Genomic DNA, 14,570 nt, shown 5'->3' with positions numbered 1-14,570 from the left:
ACCCGTCGATAACCATAACAATTCGGATTACCCCATGAGTTCAGTCAACCGCAAAGTCATCATTTCGTGCGCAATCACCGGCGCCACGCACACCCCCTCGATGTCCGAATACTTGCCGCTGACGCCGGCCCAGATCCAGCAACAGTCAATCGAGGCGGCTGAGGCGGGTGCGGCGGTGCTGCACCTGCATGCGCGTGATCCTCTGGATGGACGGCCGACGCCGGACCCGACCGTGTTCAGCCAGTTCGTCCCGGCCATTGCCGAGGCCACGGACGCGATCATCAACATCACCACCGGCGGCAGTACACGGATGACGCTGGCGCAGAGGCTTGCCTACCCGCTGATGGCCAAGCCGGAGCTGTGCTCGCTGAACATGGGATCGATGAATTTTTCGATCCACCCGATTGCCCGCAAGATCTCGACCTGGCGCCATGACTGGGAAAAGGAACACATCGAAGGGATGGAAGACGTGGTGTTCAAGAACACGTTCAAGGACATCCGCGACATCATGCTGGAACTCGGTGAGTACGGTACCCGCTTCGAGTTTGAATGCTACGACGTGGGCCACCTCTACAACCTGGCGTATTTCGTCGAACAGGGGCTGGTCAAACCCCCATTTTTCATCCAGTCGTGCTTTGGCATTCTGGGTGGCCTGGGCGCCGACCCGGAGAACCTGAGCATCATGCGTGCGACGGCCGACCGTCTGTTTGGCCGAGAAAACTATCAGTTCTCCATTCTCGGGGCAGGGCGGCATCAACTGCCGTTCGTGACCATGGGCGCGATCATGGGCGGCAATGTGCGCGTAGGCCTGGAGGACAGCATCTACCTGGCCAAAGGTGTGAAAGCCAAGACCAACGCCGAGCAAGTGCGCAAAGTGCGCCACATCCTTGAAGAGTTGTCGTACGAGATTGCCACGCCGCAAGAGGCCCGACAAATGCTCGGCCTCAAAGGCAGAGACAATGTCCACCTGTAGACCCGCTGCTTGAACTTCCAGAAAAATAAAAACAAGAGGCTTCACCATGACGATCATGCAAAACACCGAGGAGCTGCACTGGCTGGCCACCCGCCGGGCGATGACACGGCTCATTCCGTTGATGTGCGCCATTTACTTCATGTCCTATCTGGACCGAACCAACGTCGCCTTGGCCAAGGCTGCCCTCAACGCCGACCTGGGCATCAGTGCCGCGGCCTATGGTCTGGGCGCAGGCATTTTCTTCCTCGGTTATGCACTGCTGGAAGTGCCCAGCAACCTGTTGGCCCACCGCATCGGGCCGCGTCGCTGGATCGCGCGGATCGCGGTCACCTGGGGCGCGTTGTCCTCGGCCATGATGTTCGTCCAGGGCGAATGGTCGTTCTATCTGCTTCGGGTCTTGCTGGGCATTGCCGAGGCCGGCCTGTTTCCTGCGCTCATGTACATGGTGACGCTGTGGTTCGCGCCCAAGGATCGTGCGATTGCCATTGGCTGGATTTACCTGGCGCCGGCGCTGGCCCTGGTGATCGGCAATCCGATTGGCGGCGCGCTGATGAAAATGGACGGTATCGGCGGGCTGCATGGCTGGCAATGGATGTTCCTGCTCGAAGGCCTGCCCAGCATCATTGTCGGGGTGATCCTGTGGTTTAAGTTGCCGGAACGGCCACGTGACGCACGTTGGTTGAGCGCGGCACAAGCGCAGAGCCTGGAGGCACATGCCTTGCTCCCCGGTCATGCGGACTCGCACGAGTACTCCGGGCATTGGGTCAAGGCGTTGAAGCGCCCGACAACGGTGCTGATCGGCCTGATCTACTTCTTGAACCAGGTGGCGTTCGTCGGGCTGGTGTTCTTCACGCCGTCGATCATCCAGCAGATGCACATCACCTCGCCACTGACTGTTGGCCTGCTGTCGAGCAGCGTTGGCATCGGCTTTCTGGCCGGGGTCCTGGTGCTTCCCCGAATCCACCGAAAGGTTGCCAGGGACTGCTACTGCCTGGGAGTGTTCACTGCCTGCCTGATCGCCAGCTCGGTGGCGTTTACCTTGATTGATGAGGCGTGGTTGCGGATCGTACTGTTTACCGCCACCGCGTTTTTCGCCGGAGGCGTGCTGCCGATCTACTGGGCTATCGCCATGAAACGGCTCCAGGGGATTCAGGCTGCGGCCGGGTTGGCGTTCATCAACACCATCGGCTTGCTCGGTGGATTTGCCGGGCCTTACCTGTTCGGGCTTGCAGAGAAAGCCTCGGGGCTGAGCTCATCGGGTTTCTACGTGATTGTCGGTGCCGCGATACTGGGGTTGCTGCTGGTGCCGCTGCTGGCCTCGGCGATCCGTCATGAAGTCAGTCCGGCGGCCGAGCGGGTCACGCAATAAGAGGAGAAGGGCATGAAGATTGTCGATCTGCTGGCGCCGCCGGCAAACCTGAAAGTGGTCATCACCGGTGGGGCCGCAGGCATTGGTGCCGTGATCGCCCGCGCGTTTCATGAGGTCGGTGCACAGGTCTACGTCTGCGACATCAACGCCAGCGCGGTTGAGCGGATGAAGCTTGAATTTCCCGGCCTGCACGGTGGCGTGGTGGATGTCGGGATCAAACAACAGGTCGATCGGGTCATGGATGAAGCGATTTCCCTGTTGGGCGGGCTTGATGTGCTGGTCAACAACGCCGGCATCGCAGGTCCGACAGGGAGCATCGAAGCGCTGGACAGCGATGCATGGGAGCAGACGGTGTCGACCAACCTGAACAGCCAGTATTTCTTCCTGAGCAAAGCGGTGCCTTGGCTGAAGAAGTCCAGGCAGAACCCCCACATCATTGCCATGTCATCCGTGGCGGGCCGGCTCGGGTATCCGTTCAGGACACCGTACGCGTCCACCAAATGGGCGATAGTCGGGTTGATGAAATCCCTGGCGGGTGAATTGGGGCCTGACAACATCCGGGTCAACGCCATCTTGCCGGGGGTGGTGGAAGGCGAGCGCATGGATCGGGTCATCGACGCCAGGGCCCAGGCGCTGGGCATCGATTTTGACAGCATGCGCGAGCAGTACCTGGAGAAAATCTCGTTGCGCCGGATGGTCACCATGGAGGACGTCGCCGCGATGGCGCTGTTCCTGTCCTCGCGGGCAGCGGTGAACATCACCGGCCAGGCCATCAGTGTCGACGGGAATGTCGAGTATCTGTAAAGCAAGTCTGCGGTTTCATTGGCCTGACTCGGCCCTGCAGGAGCGGGCAAACCCGCTCCCACAGTGGCCCTGTATCTGAATCGCTAAGCCCCCCAACCCTCTCGCACCGCCGTGCGAATCGCTTCCAGCAACATCGCGAACGCCGGGTTGTCGTTGTTTTCCCGCCAGATCAGGTGCAGCTCGCTCTGCACGCCTTCGCCCAGGTCGATGTCGCGAAACACCACGTTCTTGAACACCACACTGCTGGCGCAGCGCGGCACCAGGGCCAGGCCCATGCCGGCGTTGACCAGTGCCAGGATGGTCAGCGACGAACCGAGCCATTGCACGTACTCCGGGGCCACGCGGGCCGAGCGCAGCATGCCGGTCAGCAGTTCGTTGAACGGCGGGTAGGCGGCGTGGGAGTACATCAGGAAGGGTTGCCCATCGAGGTCGCTGACCGAGACCGTGTCGGCGCTGGCCAACCGGTGACGGCTGGGCACCGCCAGCACGAAGGGTTCGCGCACCAGGCATTCGGTGGCGTAACCGGGTTCGAGCAGGGGCGCACGCACGATGCCCAGGTCGATGCGACGTGCGCGCAATGCTTCGTGCTGCTGGTAAGTGTTCATTTCCGCCAGGTCGATTTTGACCTGGGGCTGCTTGAGGCGTGCTTCGGCGATCACCTTGGGCAGGAATTCGTACACCGCGCTGCCGACAAAACTGATGTTCACCGAGCCGATGTCGCCCTCGGCGAAACGCCGGGCGGTGACGGCGGCCTGTTGCGCACGTTCCAGCAGGTTCTGCGCTTCGACGAAAAACGCCCGGCCGGCGGCGGTCAGCGCCACACTGCGGGTGCTGCGCGTGAACAGCTCGACGCCCAGGTGATGCTCCAGCAACTGGATCTGCCGGCTGAGCGGCGGTTGGGTCATGTTCAACCGTTCGGCGGCGCGCCGGAAGTTGAGTTCAGTGGCCACCGTGGTGAAGCAGCGCAGTTGCGTCAGTTCGAACATTGATCTAATCCAGGTATCAATCAAGTGCCAAGTTAGATTAGACGGGATCAATCCCGGCGTCCATGATCGACCCGTCCCTAAAAAAACAATGAACGGGAGTCGCCCCTTGAAAACCCTCCAGAGTTCCCCGGACCCGTCGGCGCTGGCCCGCGCGGCGGCCAAGGTGAAACGCCATGTGCTGCCACTGTTCGTGGTGATGTTCATCGTCAACTACATCGACCGGGTCAACATCGGTTTCGTCCGCAGTCACCTGGAAACCGACCTGGGCATCGGCGCTGCGGCCTATGGCCTGGGTGCCGGCTTGTTCTTCATCGGTTACGCCATCTTCGAAGTGCCTTCCAACATGCTGCTGCAACGCTACGGCGCCCGGGCCTGGCTGACGCGCATCATGTTCACCTGGGGCGCGGCGGCCATGGCCATGGCGTTCGTGCGTGGCGAGACCAGCTTCTATGTGTTGCGCTTCATTCTCGGTGCGGCCGAGGCGGGGTTCTTTCCCGGCATCATTTACTACTTCACCCAATGGCTGCCGTCGACCGAACGTGGCAAGGCCATGGCAATTTTCCTCAGCGGCTCGGCCATCGCCTCGGTGATCTCCGGACCGGTGTCCGGTGCCCTGTTGCACGTCAGCGGTTTGAGCCTGCACGGCTGGCAATGGATGTTCCTGATCGAAGGTTTTGCCTCGATCGTGCTCTGCGGGTTCGTCTGGTTCTGGCTGCAGTCCCATCCGCGTCAGGCGAACTGGTTGAGCGCCGAAGAGAAAGACGCCCTGATCGACGCCATCGCCTCGGAGCAGAAGGCTCGTGAAGCCACGCAGACGGTCAAGCCGTCGATGTTCAGGTTGCTGGCGGACAAACAGATCGCGCTGTTCTGCTTCATCTACTTTTCCATCGCCCTGACCATCTATGGCGCGACATTCTGGCTGCCGAGCATGATCAAGAAAATGGGCAATCTCGGCGACTTCCAGGTCGGCCTGTTCAACTCGATTCCGTGGATCATTTCCATCGTCGCGATGTATGGCTTCGCGGCCATGGCTGCCCGGTGGAAACACCAGCAGGCCTGGGTCGCCCTGACCCTGGTAATCGCAGCATTCGGCATGTTCATGTCCACCACCGGCGGGCCGGTATTCGCCTTCGTTGCCATCTGTTTTGCCGCGATCGGGTTCAAGGCCGCCTCGGCCTTGTTCTGGCCGATTCCCCAAGGCTACCTCGACGCGCGCATCGCGGCGGCGGTGATCGCCCTGATCAACTCCATCGGCAACCTCGGCGGCTTTGTCGCGCCCGCGACCTTCGGTTTCCTGGAGCAGAAAACCGGCTCCATCGAAGGGGGCCTTTACGGCCTGGCGGCGACGTCGCTGGTCGCGGCCGTGGTGATCTTCTTCGCCCGCACGGCGCCCCGTGGCCCTGCCCACGGTCAACCGACCGCCGCGCCACACACCGCCTTGAATCACCCTGCACTGAAACCTGATCCAAAGGGAGCCGCCTCTTGAAAATCACCCGAGTCACCGTAACCCCCATCGCCTTCCGCGATCCGCCGCTGCTCAATGCCAGCGGGATTCACGAACCCTTTGCACTGCGCTCAATCATCGAAATCGAGAGCGACACCGGCTACATCGGTCTGGGGGAAAGCTACGGCGACGCTCCGGCGCTGGCGATCCAGCAACAATTGCAGTCGCAACTGATCGGCCTCGACCCGTTCGACCTCAATCAACTGCGGCGCATCGTCCAGGCCACCGTGGCGGCGAACAAACCCGCAAGCCTGGCCGGCGCGGAACTGGCGCCGGGTTCCCACGCCAGCAAGGCAGTGAGCAACGCCTATTCGGCGTTCGAAGTGGCGTTCCTGGATTTGCAGGCGCATTCGTTGAATGTGCCTCTGGTGGACCTGCTGGGCGGGGCGATTCGCGACGAGATCCCGTTCAGCGCCTACCTGTTTTTCAAGTACGCCGAGCATGTGGATTCCCCCTACAAACCGGACAACTGGGGGGAGGCGCTGAGCGAAGCGCAGATCGTCGCCCAGGCCCGGCGGATGATCGAGGCCTACGGTTTCAAGAGCATCAAGCTCAAGGCCGGCACGCTGCCGCCCGAGCATGAAGTGTCATGCATCAAGGCGCTGAAAAAGGCCTTTCCCGGTTATCCGCTGCGCATCGACCCCAATGGCAATTGGTCGCTGGAAACCTCGATCCGCATGGCCGAACTGCTCGGTGACGACCTGCAGTATTACGAAGACCCGACCCCCGGCCTCGACGGCATGGCCGAGCTGCACAAGCGCACCGGGCTGCCGCTGGCGACCAACATGGTGGTCACCGATTTCGACGAATTCCGCCGCAGCGTGGCCTTGAACAGCGTGCAGATCGTCCTCGCCGACCACCATTACTGGGGCGGCCTGCGGGATACCCAGGCGCTGGCGAAAATGTGCGAAACCTTTGGCCTTGGCGTGTCGATGCATTCCAACTCGCACCTGGGCATCAGCCTGATGGCCATGGCGCACGTGGCGGCTGCCGTGCCGAACCTCGATTACGCCTGCGACACGCATTACCCGTGGCAGGAACCGGACGAGGAGGTGATCAAGGGCGGCAAGCTGCCGATCGTCGATGGCTGCGTGAAAATCACCCGCGCACCGGGGCTGGGCCTGGAGCTGGATCACGATCAACTGGGCAAGCTGCACGATCAGTACCTGACCTGCGGCATTCGCCAGCGCGACGACGTGAAACAGATGCAGCGCTACAAACCGGAATGGAAGGCGGTCAAACCGCGTTTCTGACGGCCAGCAAGCGCTCGATCTGGGCCAGTTCCCAGGTGCTGAGCAGACTCACCGGATCGGTGCCGTAACGCTGCCAGCTGTCAAACCCGACTTCACGACCGTCCGGGCTCTGGCAATACCGGCAGTGGCGCAGATGATTGCCGTCGACCTCGAGGGTCAGCCGCCAACCCTCGATGTCGACGTGCACCAGGTCGGATCCGCAGCTTTCGACAAGGCGCCGCAACGGGCGCACCTCGAGGGCGGCATCGCGCAGCAATTGATAGATCTCACGGGTGGTCAGTGGCGGCACACGAGGCTCCGACGCGGTTGAATGGCACGGGTTGTGGTGAACGGGGTAGATGCGCACACATCTTTATTGTGCCGGTTAGAACGATTATTTCTCTGAGTTATTTGCATAGACGTACATCGCATATCCAAAGCGGATGAATCCCTCTGATCGCATTCAGGTTGTGTGTGCCAGCGGATGTTCGAGCGCTACAGCATCGAGCATTCGCCCGAACGCCTCGCTACGCAGGTTCCAGCATCCGCTTTTGCTGTTTGATCGGCGTCTTGTCGGCGCTTCGTCAATCCTTAGAATTCCCTCCATCAACTTTATCCAACTCTCGATTCAGGGAACGACGCCATGATGAACGCCATGCAGATGCAAATGCCGATGAACGCCAACATGCCAATGATGCCGATGACGGGCATGCCGATGATGATGGCAACCATGACCTGCGAAATGATGGACGACGGCATGATGTGCAAAATGATGCCGGCCGCCGGCATGGACATGGCGATGTTCAAGAACAGCGCTGAAATGATGCAGATGATGATGAACTGCGGCATGCCGATGATGATGCATTGCGGCAACCTGAGCATGATGTGCATGTCCCAGTCGGCCATGGCCATGCCGATGATGAACATGATGATGCCAATGCCGATGATGGGCATGCCGATGCCATCGATGAAGTGCGTGATGGAATGCACCCTGATGGCCGACGGCATGATGTGCAAAATCATGCCGATGGCCGGCATGAACATGGACATGATGAAGAACTGCTGCAACCTGATGATGAAGATGATGAACGATTGCAGCATGCCCATGATGATGAGCTGCAACGGTATGCCGATGATGTGCTGCACCTGCTGATATCGCGATGTGAAAAAGCCCGGCCAATGCAGATTGGCCGGGCTTTTTGTTGCCCACTTTGCGATGGCGATGAAGGGCGTCAATCGGGCTGCTGCCACAGTGTTTTCTTTCGATGTGTGTCAGTCCAGCCGCTCGGGGTACGTCACCACCAGATACGCCACCGCCTCGCTGTCCGCCGGGTTGCGGTAGCGGTGGGGCTGGTCGGCGTAGAACAGGATCGAGTCGCCGGTGGACAGCAGGTAGCGCCCGTCGTTGACGCTGATTTCCAGCACGCCCTGTGACACCACCAGATTCTCTTGGACACCGGGGCCATGCCCCTCGGAGACGTCCTCGCCCAATGGGCTCAGACGCAATTCGTAAAATTCCGATTGGCGCGCCACGTCGAAGGGAAACAGCGCGCGACTGACAAAGGCGCCGTTGCCGCTGACCAGCCGTTTGCTCTGGCTGGCCGACAGTACGGCGACCCCTTCGAAGGCGCGGTGTTCGAGAAACGCCGCCACCGATACCTTCAGGCCTTTGGCGATCTTGCACAGCACCTTGATCGACGGCACGCTGCGCCCGGATTCGATCTGCGCCAGCATCGCCCGGCTCACACCGCACTGCCGCGCCAGGGCATCGAGCGACAGGTGTCGCTTGGCGCGCAAGCGCTGCAGGTTCTGTGACACCCGTTCGCCGATCGGGTCCTCTTCCGCTGATTCCAGATGATTCAGGTCCAGCCCGGGCTCATCGGCGCTCGCCAGAAAACCCGAGGGTTGCTTGGCGTTCACGCGTGACGGGTCTCGGTCGACTGTGCGGCCTGTACCCATTGCCAGGCCTGGAGTCCGGCGTTGCGCGCATACATTTCCCACATGACCCGTGCCCGTTGCTGAGCCTGTTTGCGTTTGCGGTAGGCGACGAAATCGATGAGGTTGGCAGTCGGGTTCATAAGGCACTTCACTGTCGTGATGAATGACGGAATGGCCTGAGAGTACGCGGATATTTTTATAACGATAAATACTGATTTTGTATTTATTAATTCTTTTTGGTTCTTTGTTCAGCGTCCTTCATGCTGCTTGCGATAGGCCCCCGGCTGCACGCCCACGGCCTTGGCGAAGGCTCGGGTAAATGCGGCGATCGATTGATAGCCCACGGCACCGCAGGCTTGCTCCACCGTGTGGTTGTTCTTCAGCAACTGGCAGGCGTGGCGAATGCGCAAGGCCAGCAGCACCTGGCCCGGCGACTGGCCGGCCAGTTCAGTGAAACGCTTGAAAAACGCCGAGCGCGACAGGCCGGTGCAGGCCGCCATGCTTTCCAGTGGCCAGGGTTGTTGCGGCTGTTCGATCAGTTGATCCAGCAGCGGTGCGAACTGCGGGTGTCGAGCCAGGGCGACCAGGCCGCCCAGGTCCGGGTTGTCGGCGACCTGCTGACGCAACACGTAGAGAAACAGCAGATGGCTCAGGCGTTCCAGCAGGGCGGAAGAGGGCGCGGGCAGGCGTTGGCATTCTTCGAGGATCAGTTCGAACAGGGCACGAGCGGCATTCGAAGACGGGTCGCCCGCACGCAAGATGATCCAGTCCGGCAAGCCCTCGATGATCAGTGACGACAACCCGGATTTGAAATGGAAGAAACCGCAGACCAGGCCGACGCCGTCCTGGGCCTGGCTGTCCAGGGGCGTCATGGCCAGCTTCGGCAGGCGTTGCGCGGTGGCGTTGTCCTCGGTGCTGGCCAGGCGGTAGTTCAGGTCACGCAGCAGAAACACCGCATCCCCGGCGTCCAGGCGTTGGGCCTGATCCTCGCCGTCGATGTGCAGCCAGCAATGCCCCTGGACGATCAGGTGAAAACTGGCCCGCGCCATGCCGTGGGTGCTCGCATGCCAGCCGCCGCAATAGCGGCCGACATGGAACAGGCTGGCCTGGAGTTCCAGGCTTTCTAATAACCAATCAACCAGTGGGCTCGACGAAATCATCTAATGGAAACACTCAGGAGCAAGTAATCGCTACTTTAGAATATGGATCGGAATTTTTATAACCAACAGACTTGCAGGACATCCACAGCAGGAGTCCACTCCATGTCGCGCGTCACGCTACATACCTTGCAAAGCGCTCCCGAAGCGGCCCGGCCGTTCCTGGAAAACGCCCAGAAAGCCTCCGGGTTTATCCCCAACCTGTTGGCCGTGCTGGCCAACGCGCCAGCGGCGCTGGAAACCTACGTTACGGTATCGGCGCTCAATGGCAAAGCCGAACTGAGCCTGGCCGAGCGCGAGGTGGTGCAACTGATTGCGGCCACCACCCATGGCTGTGATTTTTGCGTGGCCGGGCACACCGCCGTCGCGGTGAACAAGGCGAAACTGCCGGACGACGTGGTCAGCGCCCTGCGCGAGCAAGCCACCGTGCCCGAGGAAAAACTCGAAGCGCTGGCGGCCTTCGCCCGTGAGGTCATCGCCACCCGCGGTAACGTCAGTGCAGCGACTTACGCGGCTTTCCAGGCGGCCGGCTACAGCGAAGGCAATGCGCTGGAGGTGATTCTCGGCGTGAGCCTGGCGACCTTGTGCAACTTCGCCAACGTCTTTGCCGGCACGCCGCTCAACCCTGAGCTGGCCCGGTATCGCTGGCCGTCGGGTCAATGATTCAACAGGAGAAAACGACATGCTCAAGCCGGCATTGAGTCAATGGCTGGACACCCACGCCCAGGCGCTGGACCAGGGCGAGGGCGACGCGCAGCAGGTGTTGGCGCAACTGGCCAGTGCCGAGGTCCTGCGGATCGGCATCGACCCGGCGCTGGGTGGCAGCGGTGGCGACATCGCCGACGCCGTGGAGGGGGTGGCGGCTGTCGCCGGCCATTCCCTGGCGGCGGCGTTCGTGTTCTGGGGGCAACGGGCTTTTATCGAGTACCTGCTGCAAAGTCCCAACACGGTGCTGCGTGAAGGCTTGTTGCCGTCGTTGCTGGCGGGCGAACTGGCCGGCGCCACCGGCCTGTCCAATGCCATGAAATTCCTCTCGGGCATCGAGACGCTGCAAGTGCGCGCCACGGCGCAGGACCAGGGCTGGACGCTCAACGGTCGCCTGCACTGGGTGACGAACCTGCGCAAGAGCGGTTTCGTGGTGGCGGCGGCCATCGACGATGAGGCCGATGGTGCGCCCTTTATCCTGGCGATCCCGGATGCATTGGCCGGGGTGCAACGTTCGGACGATCTGCAACTGATGGGGCTGCAGTCGAGCAATACCGCGGCGCTGGACTTTCAGCGGGTGGAGATCGATCGCAACTGGCTGCTGCATGAAGACGCCCGGGTGTTCCTGCCGGCCGTGCGCCCGGCATTTCTCGGGTTGCAATGCGCGATGGCGATAGGTCTGGCGCGACGTTCGCTGCACGAAGTCGAGGCGCATCTGCAAGGCGCTCGCTCGATTCTGCTGGAGCCGTTGCGACAACAACGCGGGCAGCTGGAACAGACGGTCAGCGAGCTGAAGAAAGGCCTGCTCGACGGCCGTTTTCTCGCCCAGCCCGCCGCCTTGTTCCGCCTGCGCATTGCCCTGGCCGACTCGGCGGCGCAGGCGGTGCAACTCGAGTTGCAGGCCAGTGGCGGTAAAGCCTACCTCAGCGAATACGGCGGTGGATTCGCCCGTCGCTGGCGCGAGTCGGCGTTCGTGCCGATCGTCACCCCGAGCCTGGTGCAACTGCATGCCGAGCTGCAACGTCAGGCCGGGGACGCGGCAGCATGAGCGCCCCGTTGCTGCAGGCCGAAGGCATCAGCCTCGGTTATGCCCGGGCGCAAGGCTGGCAGACGGTACTGGAGGATTTCGACCTGCAGCTGCAAGCGGGGGAGGTGGTGTCGATCCTCGGCCCCAGCGGCGTCGGCAAATCCAGCCTGCTGCGGGTGCTGGCCGGTCTGCAAACGGCCCATGGCGGTCGCGTCAGCCTGCATGGCGAGGTGTTGAACGGCCCTCATCCACGGGTGGCGGTGGCGTTCCAGGACCCGAGCCTGTTGCCGTGGCTGAACCTGGAAAAGAATGTCGCGTTCGGCCTCGATTTTGCCCGGCAACCCCACCTGAGCCCGGAGGAGCGCAAGGCGCGGATCGATCACGCGATTGCCGCCGTCGGCCTGCAGCACGCCCGGCATCAGCACCCGGCGCAACTGTCCGGCGGCATGGCCCAGCGCACGGCAATCGCCCGCTGCCTGGCGCGTCAGCCACAGGTGTTGCTGCTGGACGAGCCCTTCGGTGCCCTGGATGAAGTGACCCGCGCCGACATGCAACAACTGCTGCTTGACGTCATTGCCGAGCACAACACTGCCGCGGTGTTGATCACCCACGACATTGACGAAGCCCTGCTGCTCTCCGAGCGGATTCTGCTACTGGGTAACAGCCCGGCGCGGACCCTTGGCGAATGGCGCATCGACCTGCCACAGCCGCGTGCCGAGCTGGTCGAGGAACTGGGCGCACTGCGTATCGAGATTCTCAAAACCCTTCGGCGGGCGAGCCGCAATCCACATTCCCAACCCTTGCCCGAACCGGAGATTGAACATGTGCCTGGACGACTTCACCCACACACGTCGTGACTTCCTCAAACTCAGCGCCTTGCTGACCGCCGGCGGCGCGCTGCCGCTGCTCAACAGCCTGCAGGCCCGCGCCGCCTCGGACCCCAACGCGCCGGTGCGCATCGGCTACCTGCCGATCACCGACGCCACGCCATTGCTGGTGGCGCATAACAACGGCCTGTTCGAAGCCGAGGGCATTCAGGCCGAGCGGCCGGTGCTGTTGCGCAGTTGGGCGCAAGTGATCGAGGCGTTCATCTCCGGTCAGGTCAACGTGATTCACCTGTTGTCGCCAATGACCGTGTGGGCACGTTATGGCAGCAAGGTGCCGGCCAAGGTCGTGGCCTGGAATCATGTGGGCGGCTCGGGCCTGACGGTGGCGCCGGGCATTACCGAGGTCAGGCAGCTGGGCGGGCAATCGGTGGCGATTCCGTTCTGGTACTCGATTCACAATGTGGTGGTGCAACAGTTGTTCCGCGATCACGGGCTGGTCCCGGTGAGCAAATCGGCCAGCGCCGTGCTGGCGCCGAACGAAGTCAACCTGGTGGTGCTGGCGCCCTCGGACATGCCGCCAGCCCTGGCCAGCAAACGCATCGCCGGCTACATCGTCGCCGAGCCGTTCAACGCCCTGGCCGAAGACCTCAAGGTCGGTCGGGTGCAACGCTTTACCGGCGACATCTGGCGCAATCACGCCTGCTGCGTGGTGTTCATGCACGAGCAGGACCTGAACAACCGTCCCGAGTGGTCGCAGAAAGTGGTGAACGCCATCGTCAAGGCGCAACTGTGGACCCGCGACCACCGCGAAGAAGCCGCCAGGCTGCTGTCCAAGGACGGCGCCAACCGCTACACACCGCACGCTCAACCGGTGTTGAATCGAGTGCTGGCACCGGCGGCATCCGACCGCGAGCAATACCTGGCCAGCGGCGCGATCCAGCACAGCCACTGGGATGAGCAGCGCATCGACTTCCAGCCATACCCGTTCCCCAGCTACACCGAAGAGCTGGTCAGGCGCCTCAAGGACACGCTGATCGAAGGCGACAAGGGCTTCCTCGCCAGCCTTGACCCGCAGGCCGCGGCCCGTGACCTGGTGGACGACCGTTTCGTGCGCAACGCCATTGCAGCCGTCGGAGGCTTGAAGGCGTTCGGCCTGCCGGACAGTTTCGAACGCAGCGAAGAGTTCGGCGCCTGATGGGCAAGCATCTCTCATCGTGGCTGTTGGGTGTGGCGGGGCTGCTGTGCCTGCTGCTTTTGTGGTGGCTCGGCGTGCGGCTGTTCGGCAGCGCCGATGGGTTGGCGGCGCGCTTCGCACCCGAGGCGACCCTGGCCAGCCTGATGGAACTGCTGGGGCGAGGCGAGCTGTACGAGCACGTGTTCGTCAGCCTCCAGCGCATTCTGGTGGGGCTGCTGCTGGCGCTGCTGATCGGCGTGCCGCTGGGGTTGCTGGTGGGCAGCTATCGCCATTTGGAGGCGGCGACCACCCCGGCGTTTCAGTTCCTGCGAATGATCTCGCCGCTGTCGTGGATGCCGGTGGTGGTGATGTTGATGGGCGTGGGCGACCAGCCGATCTACTTCCTGCTGACCTTCGCCGCGATCTGGCCGATCCTGCTCAACACCGCCGCCGGGGTGCGCCAGCTCGACCCGCGCTGGCTGCAACTGAGCCGCAGCCTCAGCGCGACGCGTTGGGAAACCCTGCGCAAGGTGATCCTGCCCGGCGTGCTCGGCCATGTGTTGACCGGAGTGCGCCTGTCCATCGGCATCCTGTGGATCGTGCTGGTGCCCTGCGAAATGCTCGGAGTCAGTGCGGGCCTGGGCTACTTCATCCTCGATACCCGAGACCGGCTGGCGTACTCCGAGCTGATGGCGATGGTGCTGTTGATTGGCGTGCTCGGGTTTGCCCTGGATGCCCTGGCGCGTGGGCTGCATCGACGCTGGTCACCGGCCTGATAGGCCCCGCATCGGCGGGCGCCGGGGGCCAATCCTTGCCCGGCGTCCCGGGGAATGAATGGTGTCTTTTATATTTCATTAAGGAATAAACAAATAAT

At 62.2% G+C, this 14,570-nt stretch carries 16 protein-coding genes; 11 read left to right on the top strand and 5 right to left on the bottom strand.

Translation table 11 applies throughout. The annotated features are described in order from the left end of the window. Positions 1-34: 34 nt before the first annotated feature. Genes IB249_RS09145 through IB249_RS09135 form a run of 3 tightly spaced genes read left to right on the top strand, consistent with a single transcriptional unit; the run spans position 35 to position 3,146 of the window. The gene (locus IB249_RS09145) at positions 35-973 is read left to right on the top strand and encodes a 3-keto-5-aminohexanoate cleavage protein (protein WP_192303752.1); all 939 of its coding nucleotides are present in this window, start codon (positions 35-37) and stop codon (positions 971-973) included. A 46-nt stretch (positions 974-1,019) separates the two neighbouring features. Then, positions 1,020-2,342 (top strand): MFS transporter, encoded by a 1,323-nt coding sequence (locus IB249_RS09140; RefSeq protein ID WP_192303750.1) that lies wholly within the window; start codon positions 1,020-1,022, stop codon positions 2,340-2,342. Positions 2,343-2,354: 12 nt separating this feature from the next. Beyond that, complete coding sequence (locus IB249_RS09135; protein WP_192303748.1) at positions 2,355-3,146, top strand: SDR family oxidoreductase; 792 nt, start codon at positions 2,355-2,357, stop codon at positions 3,144-3,146. Between the two features lie 83 nt (positions 3,147-3,229). On the opposite strand, the gene IB249_RS09130 is transcribed toward IB249_RS09135, so the two are convergent. Next, positions 3,230-4,132 carry a LysR substrate-binding domain-containing protein gene (locus IB249_RS09130; protein WP_192303746.1) on the bottom strand — a complete coding sequence of 301 codons (903 nt, stop codon included), beginning with the start codon at positions 4,130-4,132 and terminating at the stop codon, positions 3,230-3,232. Positions 4,133-4,238: 106 nt separating this feature from the next. On the opposite strand from IB249_RS09130, the gene IB249_RS09125 reads away from it, so the two are divergent. Together IB249_RS09125 and IB249_RS09120 are read left to right on the top strand one after the other, a co-directional pair. Further along, positions 4,239-5,618: an MFS transporter gene (locus tag IB249_RS09125; RefSeq protein WP_192303745.1), complete on the top strand. Its 1,380-nt coding sequence runs from the start codon at positions 4,239-4,241 to the stop codon at positions 5,616-5,618. Then, positions 5,615-6,889: a glucarate dehydratase family protein gene (locus tag IB249_RS09120; RefSeq protein WP_192303743.1), complete on the top strand. Its 1,275-nt coding sequence runs from the start codon at positions 5,615-5,617 to the stop codon at positions 6,887-6,889. Before IB249_RS09125 ends, IB249_RS09120 begins: the two co-directional genes overlap by 4 nt. On the opposite strand, the gene IB249_RS09115 is transcribed toward IB249_RS09120, so the two are convergent. Continuing rightward, on the bottom strand, positions 6,873-7,178 hold the full coding sequence (locus tag IB249_RS09115) for a hypothetical protein (protein ID WP_192303741.1): 306 nt from the start codon (positions 7,176-7,178) through the stop codon (positions 6,873-6,875). The genes IB249_RS09120 and IB249_RS09115 overlap by 17 nt on opposite strands. A 333-nt stretch (positions 7,179-7,511) precedes the next feature. Here IB249_RS09115 and IB249_RS09110 point away from each other — a divergent pair, with 333 nt between their 5' ends. After that, entirely contained in the window at positions 7,512-8,021 is a 510-nt protein-coding gene (locus IB249_RS09110; RefSeq protein WP_192303739.1) for a hypothetical protein, read from the top strand. A gap of 119 nt (positions 8,022-8,140) precedes the next feature. On the opposite strand, the gene IB249_RS09105 is transcribed toward IB249_RS09110, so the two are convergent. The 3 genes from IB249_RS09105 to IB249_RS09095 all read right to left on the bottom strand — a co-directional run bounded on the left by IB249_RS09105 (position 8,141) and on the right by IB249_RS09095 (position 9,966). Then, positions 8,141-8,788: a helix-turn-helix domain-containing protein gene (locus tag IB249_RS09105; RefSeq protein ID WP_412547991.1), complete on the bottom strand. Its 648-nt coding sequence runs from the start codon at positions 8,786-8,788 to the stop codon at positions 8,141-8,143. Then, complete coding sequence (locus IB249_RS09100; protein WP_192303737.1) at positions 8,785-8,946, bottom strand: hypothetical protein; 162 nt, start codon at positions 8,944-8,946, stop codon at positions 8,785-8,787. Before IB249_RS09100 ends, IB249_RS09105 begins: the two co-directional genes overlap by 4 nt. Positions 8,947-9,054: 108 nt before the next feature. After that, positions 9,055-9,966, bottom strand: coding sequence for an AraC family transcriptional regulator (locus IB249_RS09095; protein ID WP_192303735.1), 912 nt, complete (start codon positions 9,964-9,966; stop codon positions 9,055-9,057). A 102-nt stretch (positions 9,967-10,068) separates the two neighbouring features. Between IB249_RS09095 and IB249_RS09090 the strand changes: the two genes are divergently transcribed. From IB249_RS09090 to IB249_RS09070, 5 genes are read left to right on the top strand one after another with little or no spacing between them, the layout of a single operon-like run. Beyond that, the gene (locus IB249_RS09090; protein WP_192303733.1) at positions 10,069-10,626 is read left to right on the top strand and encodes a carboxymuconolactone decarboxylase family protein; all 558 of its coding nucleotides are present in this window, start codon (positions 10,069-10,071) and stop codon (positions 10,624-10,626) included. A gap of 19 nt (positions 10,627-10,645) precedes the next feature. After that, positions 10,646-11,716 (top strand): acyl-CoA dehydrogenase family protein, encoded by a 1,071-nt coding sequence (locus IB249_RS09085; RefSeq protein ID WP_192303731.1) that lies wholly within the window; start codon positions 10,646-10,648, stop codon positions 11,714-11,716. Further along, positions 11,713-12,552 carry an ABC transporter ATP-binding protein gene (locus tag IB249_RS09080; protein ID WP_192303729.1) on the top strand — a complete coding sequence of 280 codons (840 nt, stop codon included), beginning with the start codon at positions 11,713-11,715 and terminating at the stop codon, positions 12,550-12,552. The genes IB249_RS09085 and IB249_RS09080 overlap by 4 nt, the downstream gene beginning before the upstream one ends. Continuing rightward, positions 12,518-13,717 (top strand): ABC transporter substrate-binding protein, encoded by a 1,200-nt coding sequence (locus IB249_RS09075; protein ID WP_192303728.1) that lies wholly within the window; start codon positions 12,518-12,520, stop codon positions 13,715-13,717. Before IB249_RS09080 ends, IB249_RS09075 begins: the two co-directional genes overlap by 35 nt. Next, positions 13,717-14,472, top strand: a complete 756-nt coding sequence (locus IB249_RS09070; protein WP_192303727.1) for an ABC transporter permease — start codon at positions 13,717-13,719, stop codon at positions 14,470-14,472. The genes IB249_RS09075 and IB249_RS09070 overlap by 1 nt, the downstream gene beginning before the upstream one ends. The last annotated feature ends 98 nt before the right edge of the window (positions 14,473-14,570 follow it).

It is taken from the genome of Pseudomonas sp. PDM04 (assembly GCF_014851765.1).
Classification (GTDB): Bacteria; Pseudomonadota; Gammaproteobacteria; order Pseudomonadales; family Pseudomonadaceae; genus Aquipseudomonas.
Note: the sequence above shows the minus strand (reverse complement) of the source record. Positions and strands in the feature narration are given on the sequence as shown.

Coding starts and splice junctions, on each gene's coding strand:
- IB249_RS09145 (WP_192303752.1), top strand. CDS start 35: ATGAGTTCAGTCAACCGCAAAGTCATCATTTCGTGCGCAATCACCGGC.
- IB249_RS09140 (WP_192303750.1), top strand. CDS start 1,020: ATGACGATCATGCAAAACACCGAGGAGCTGCACTGGCTGGCCACCCGC.
- IB249_RS09135 (WP_192303748.1), top strand. CDS start 2,355: ATGAAGATTGTCGATCTGCTGGCGCCGCCGGCAAACCTGAAAGTGGTC.
- IB249_RS09130 (WP_192303746.1), bottom strand. CDS start 4,132: ATGTTCGAACTGACGCAACTGCGCTGCTTCACCACGGTGGCCACTGAA.
- IB249_RS09110 (WP_192303739.1), top strand. CDS start 7,512: ATGATGAACGCCATGCAGATGCAAATGCCGATGAACGCCAACATGCCA.
- IB249_RS09100 (WP_192303737.1), bottom strand. CDS start 8,946: ATGAACCCGACTGCCAACCTCATCGATTTCGTCGCCTACCGCAAACGC.
- IB249_RS09095 (WP_192303735.1), bottom strand. CDS start 9,966: ATGATTTCGTCGAGCCCACTGGTTGATTGGTTATTAGAAAGCCTGGAA.
- IB249_RS09090 (WP_192303733.1), top strand. CDS start 10,069: ATGTCGCGCGTCACGCTACATACCTTGCAAAGCGCTCCCGAAGCGGCC.
- IB249_RS09085 (WP_192303731.1), top strand. CDS start 10,646: ATGCTCAAGCCGGCATTGAGTCAATGGCTGGACACCCACGCCCAGGCG.
- IB249_RS09080 (WP_192303729.1), top strand. CDS start 11,713: ATGAGCGCCCCGTTGCTGCAGGCCGAAGGCATCAGCCTCGGTTATGCC.
- IB249_RS09075 (WP_192303728.1), top strand. CDS start 12,518: ATGTGCCTGGACGACTTCACCCACACACGTCGTGACTTCCTCAAACTC.
- IB249_RS09070 (WP_192303727.1), top strand. CDS start 13,717: ATGGGCAAGCATCTCTCATCGTGGCTGTTGGGTGTGGCGGGGCTGCTG.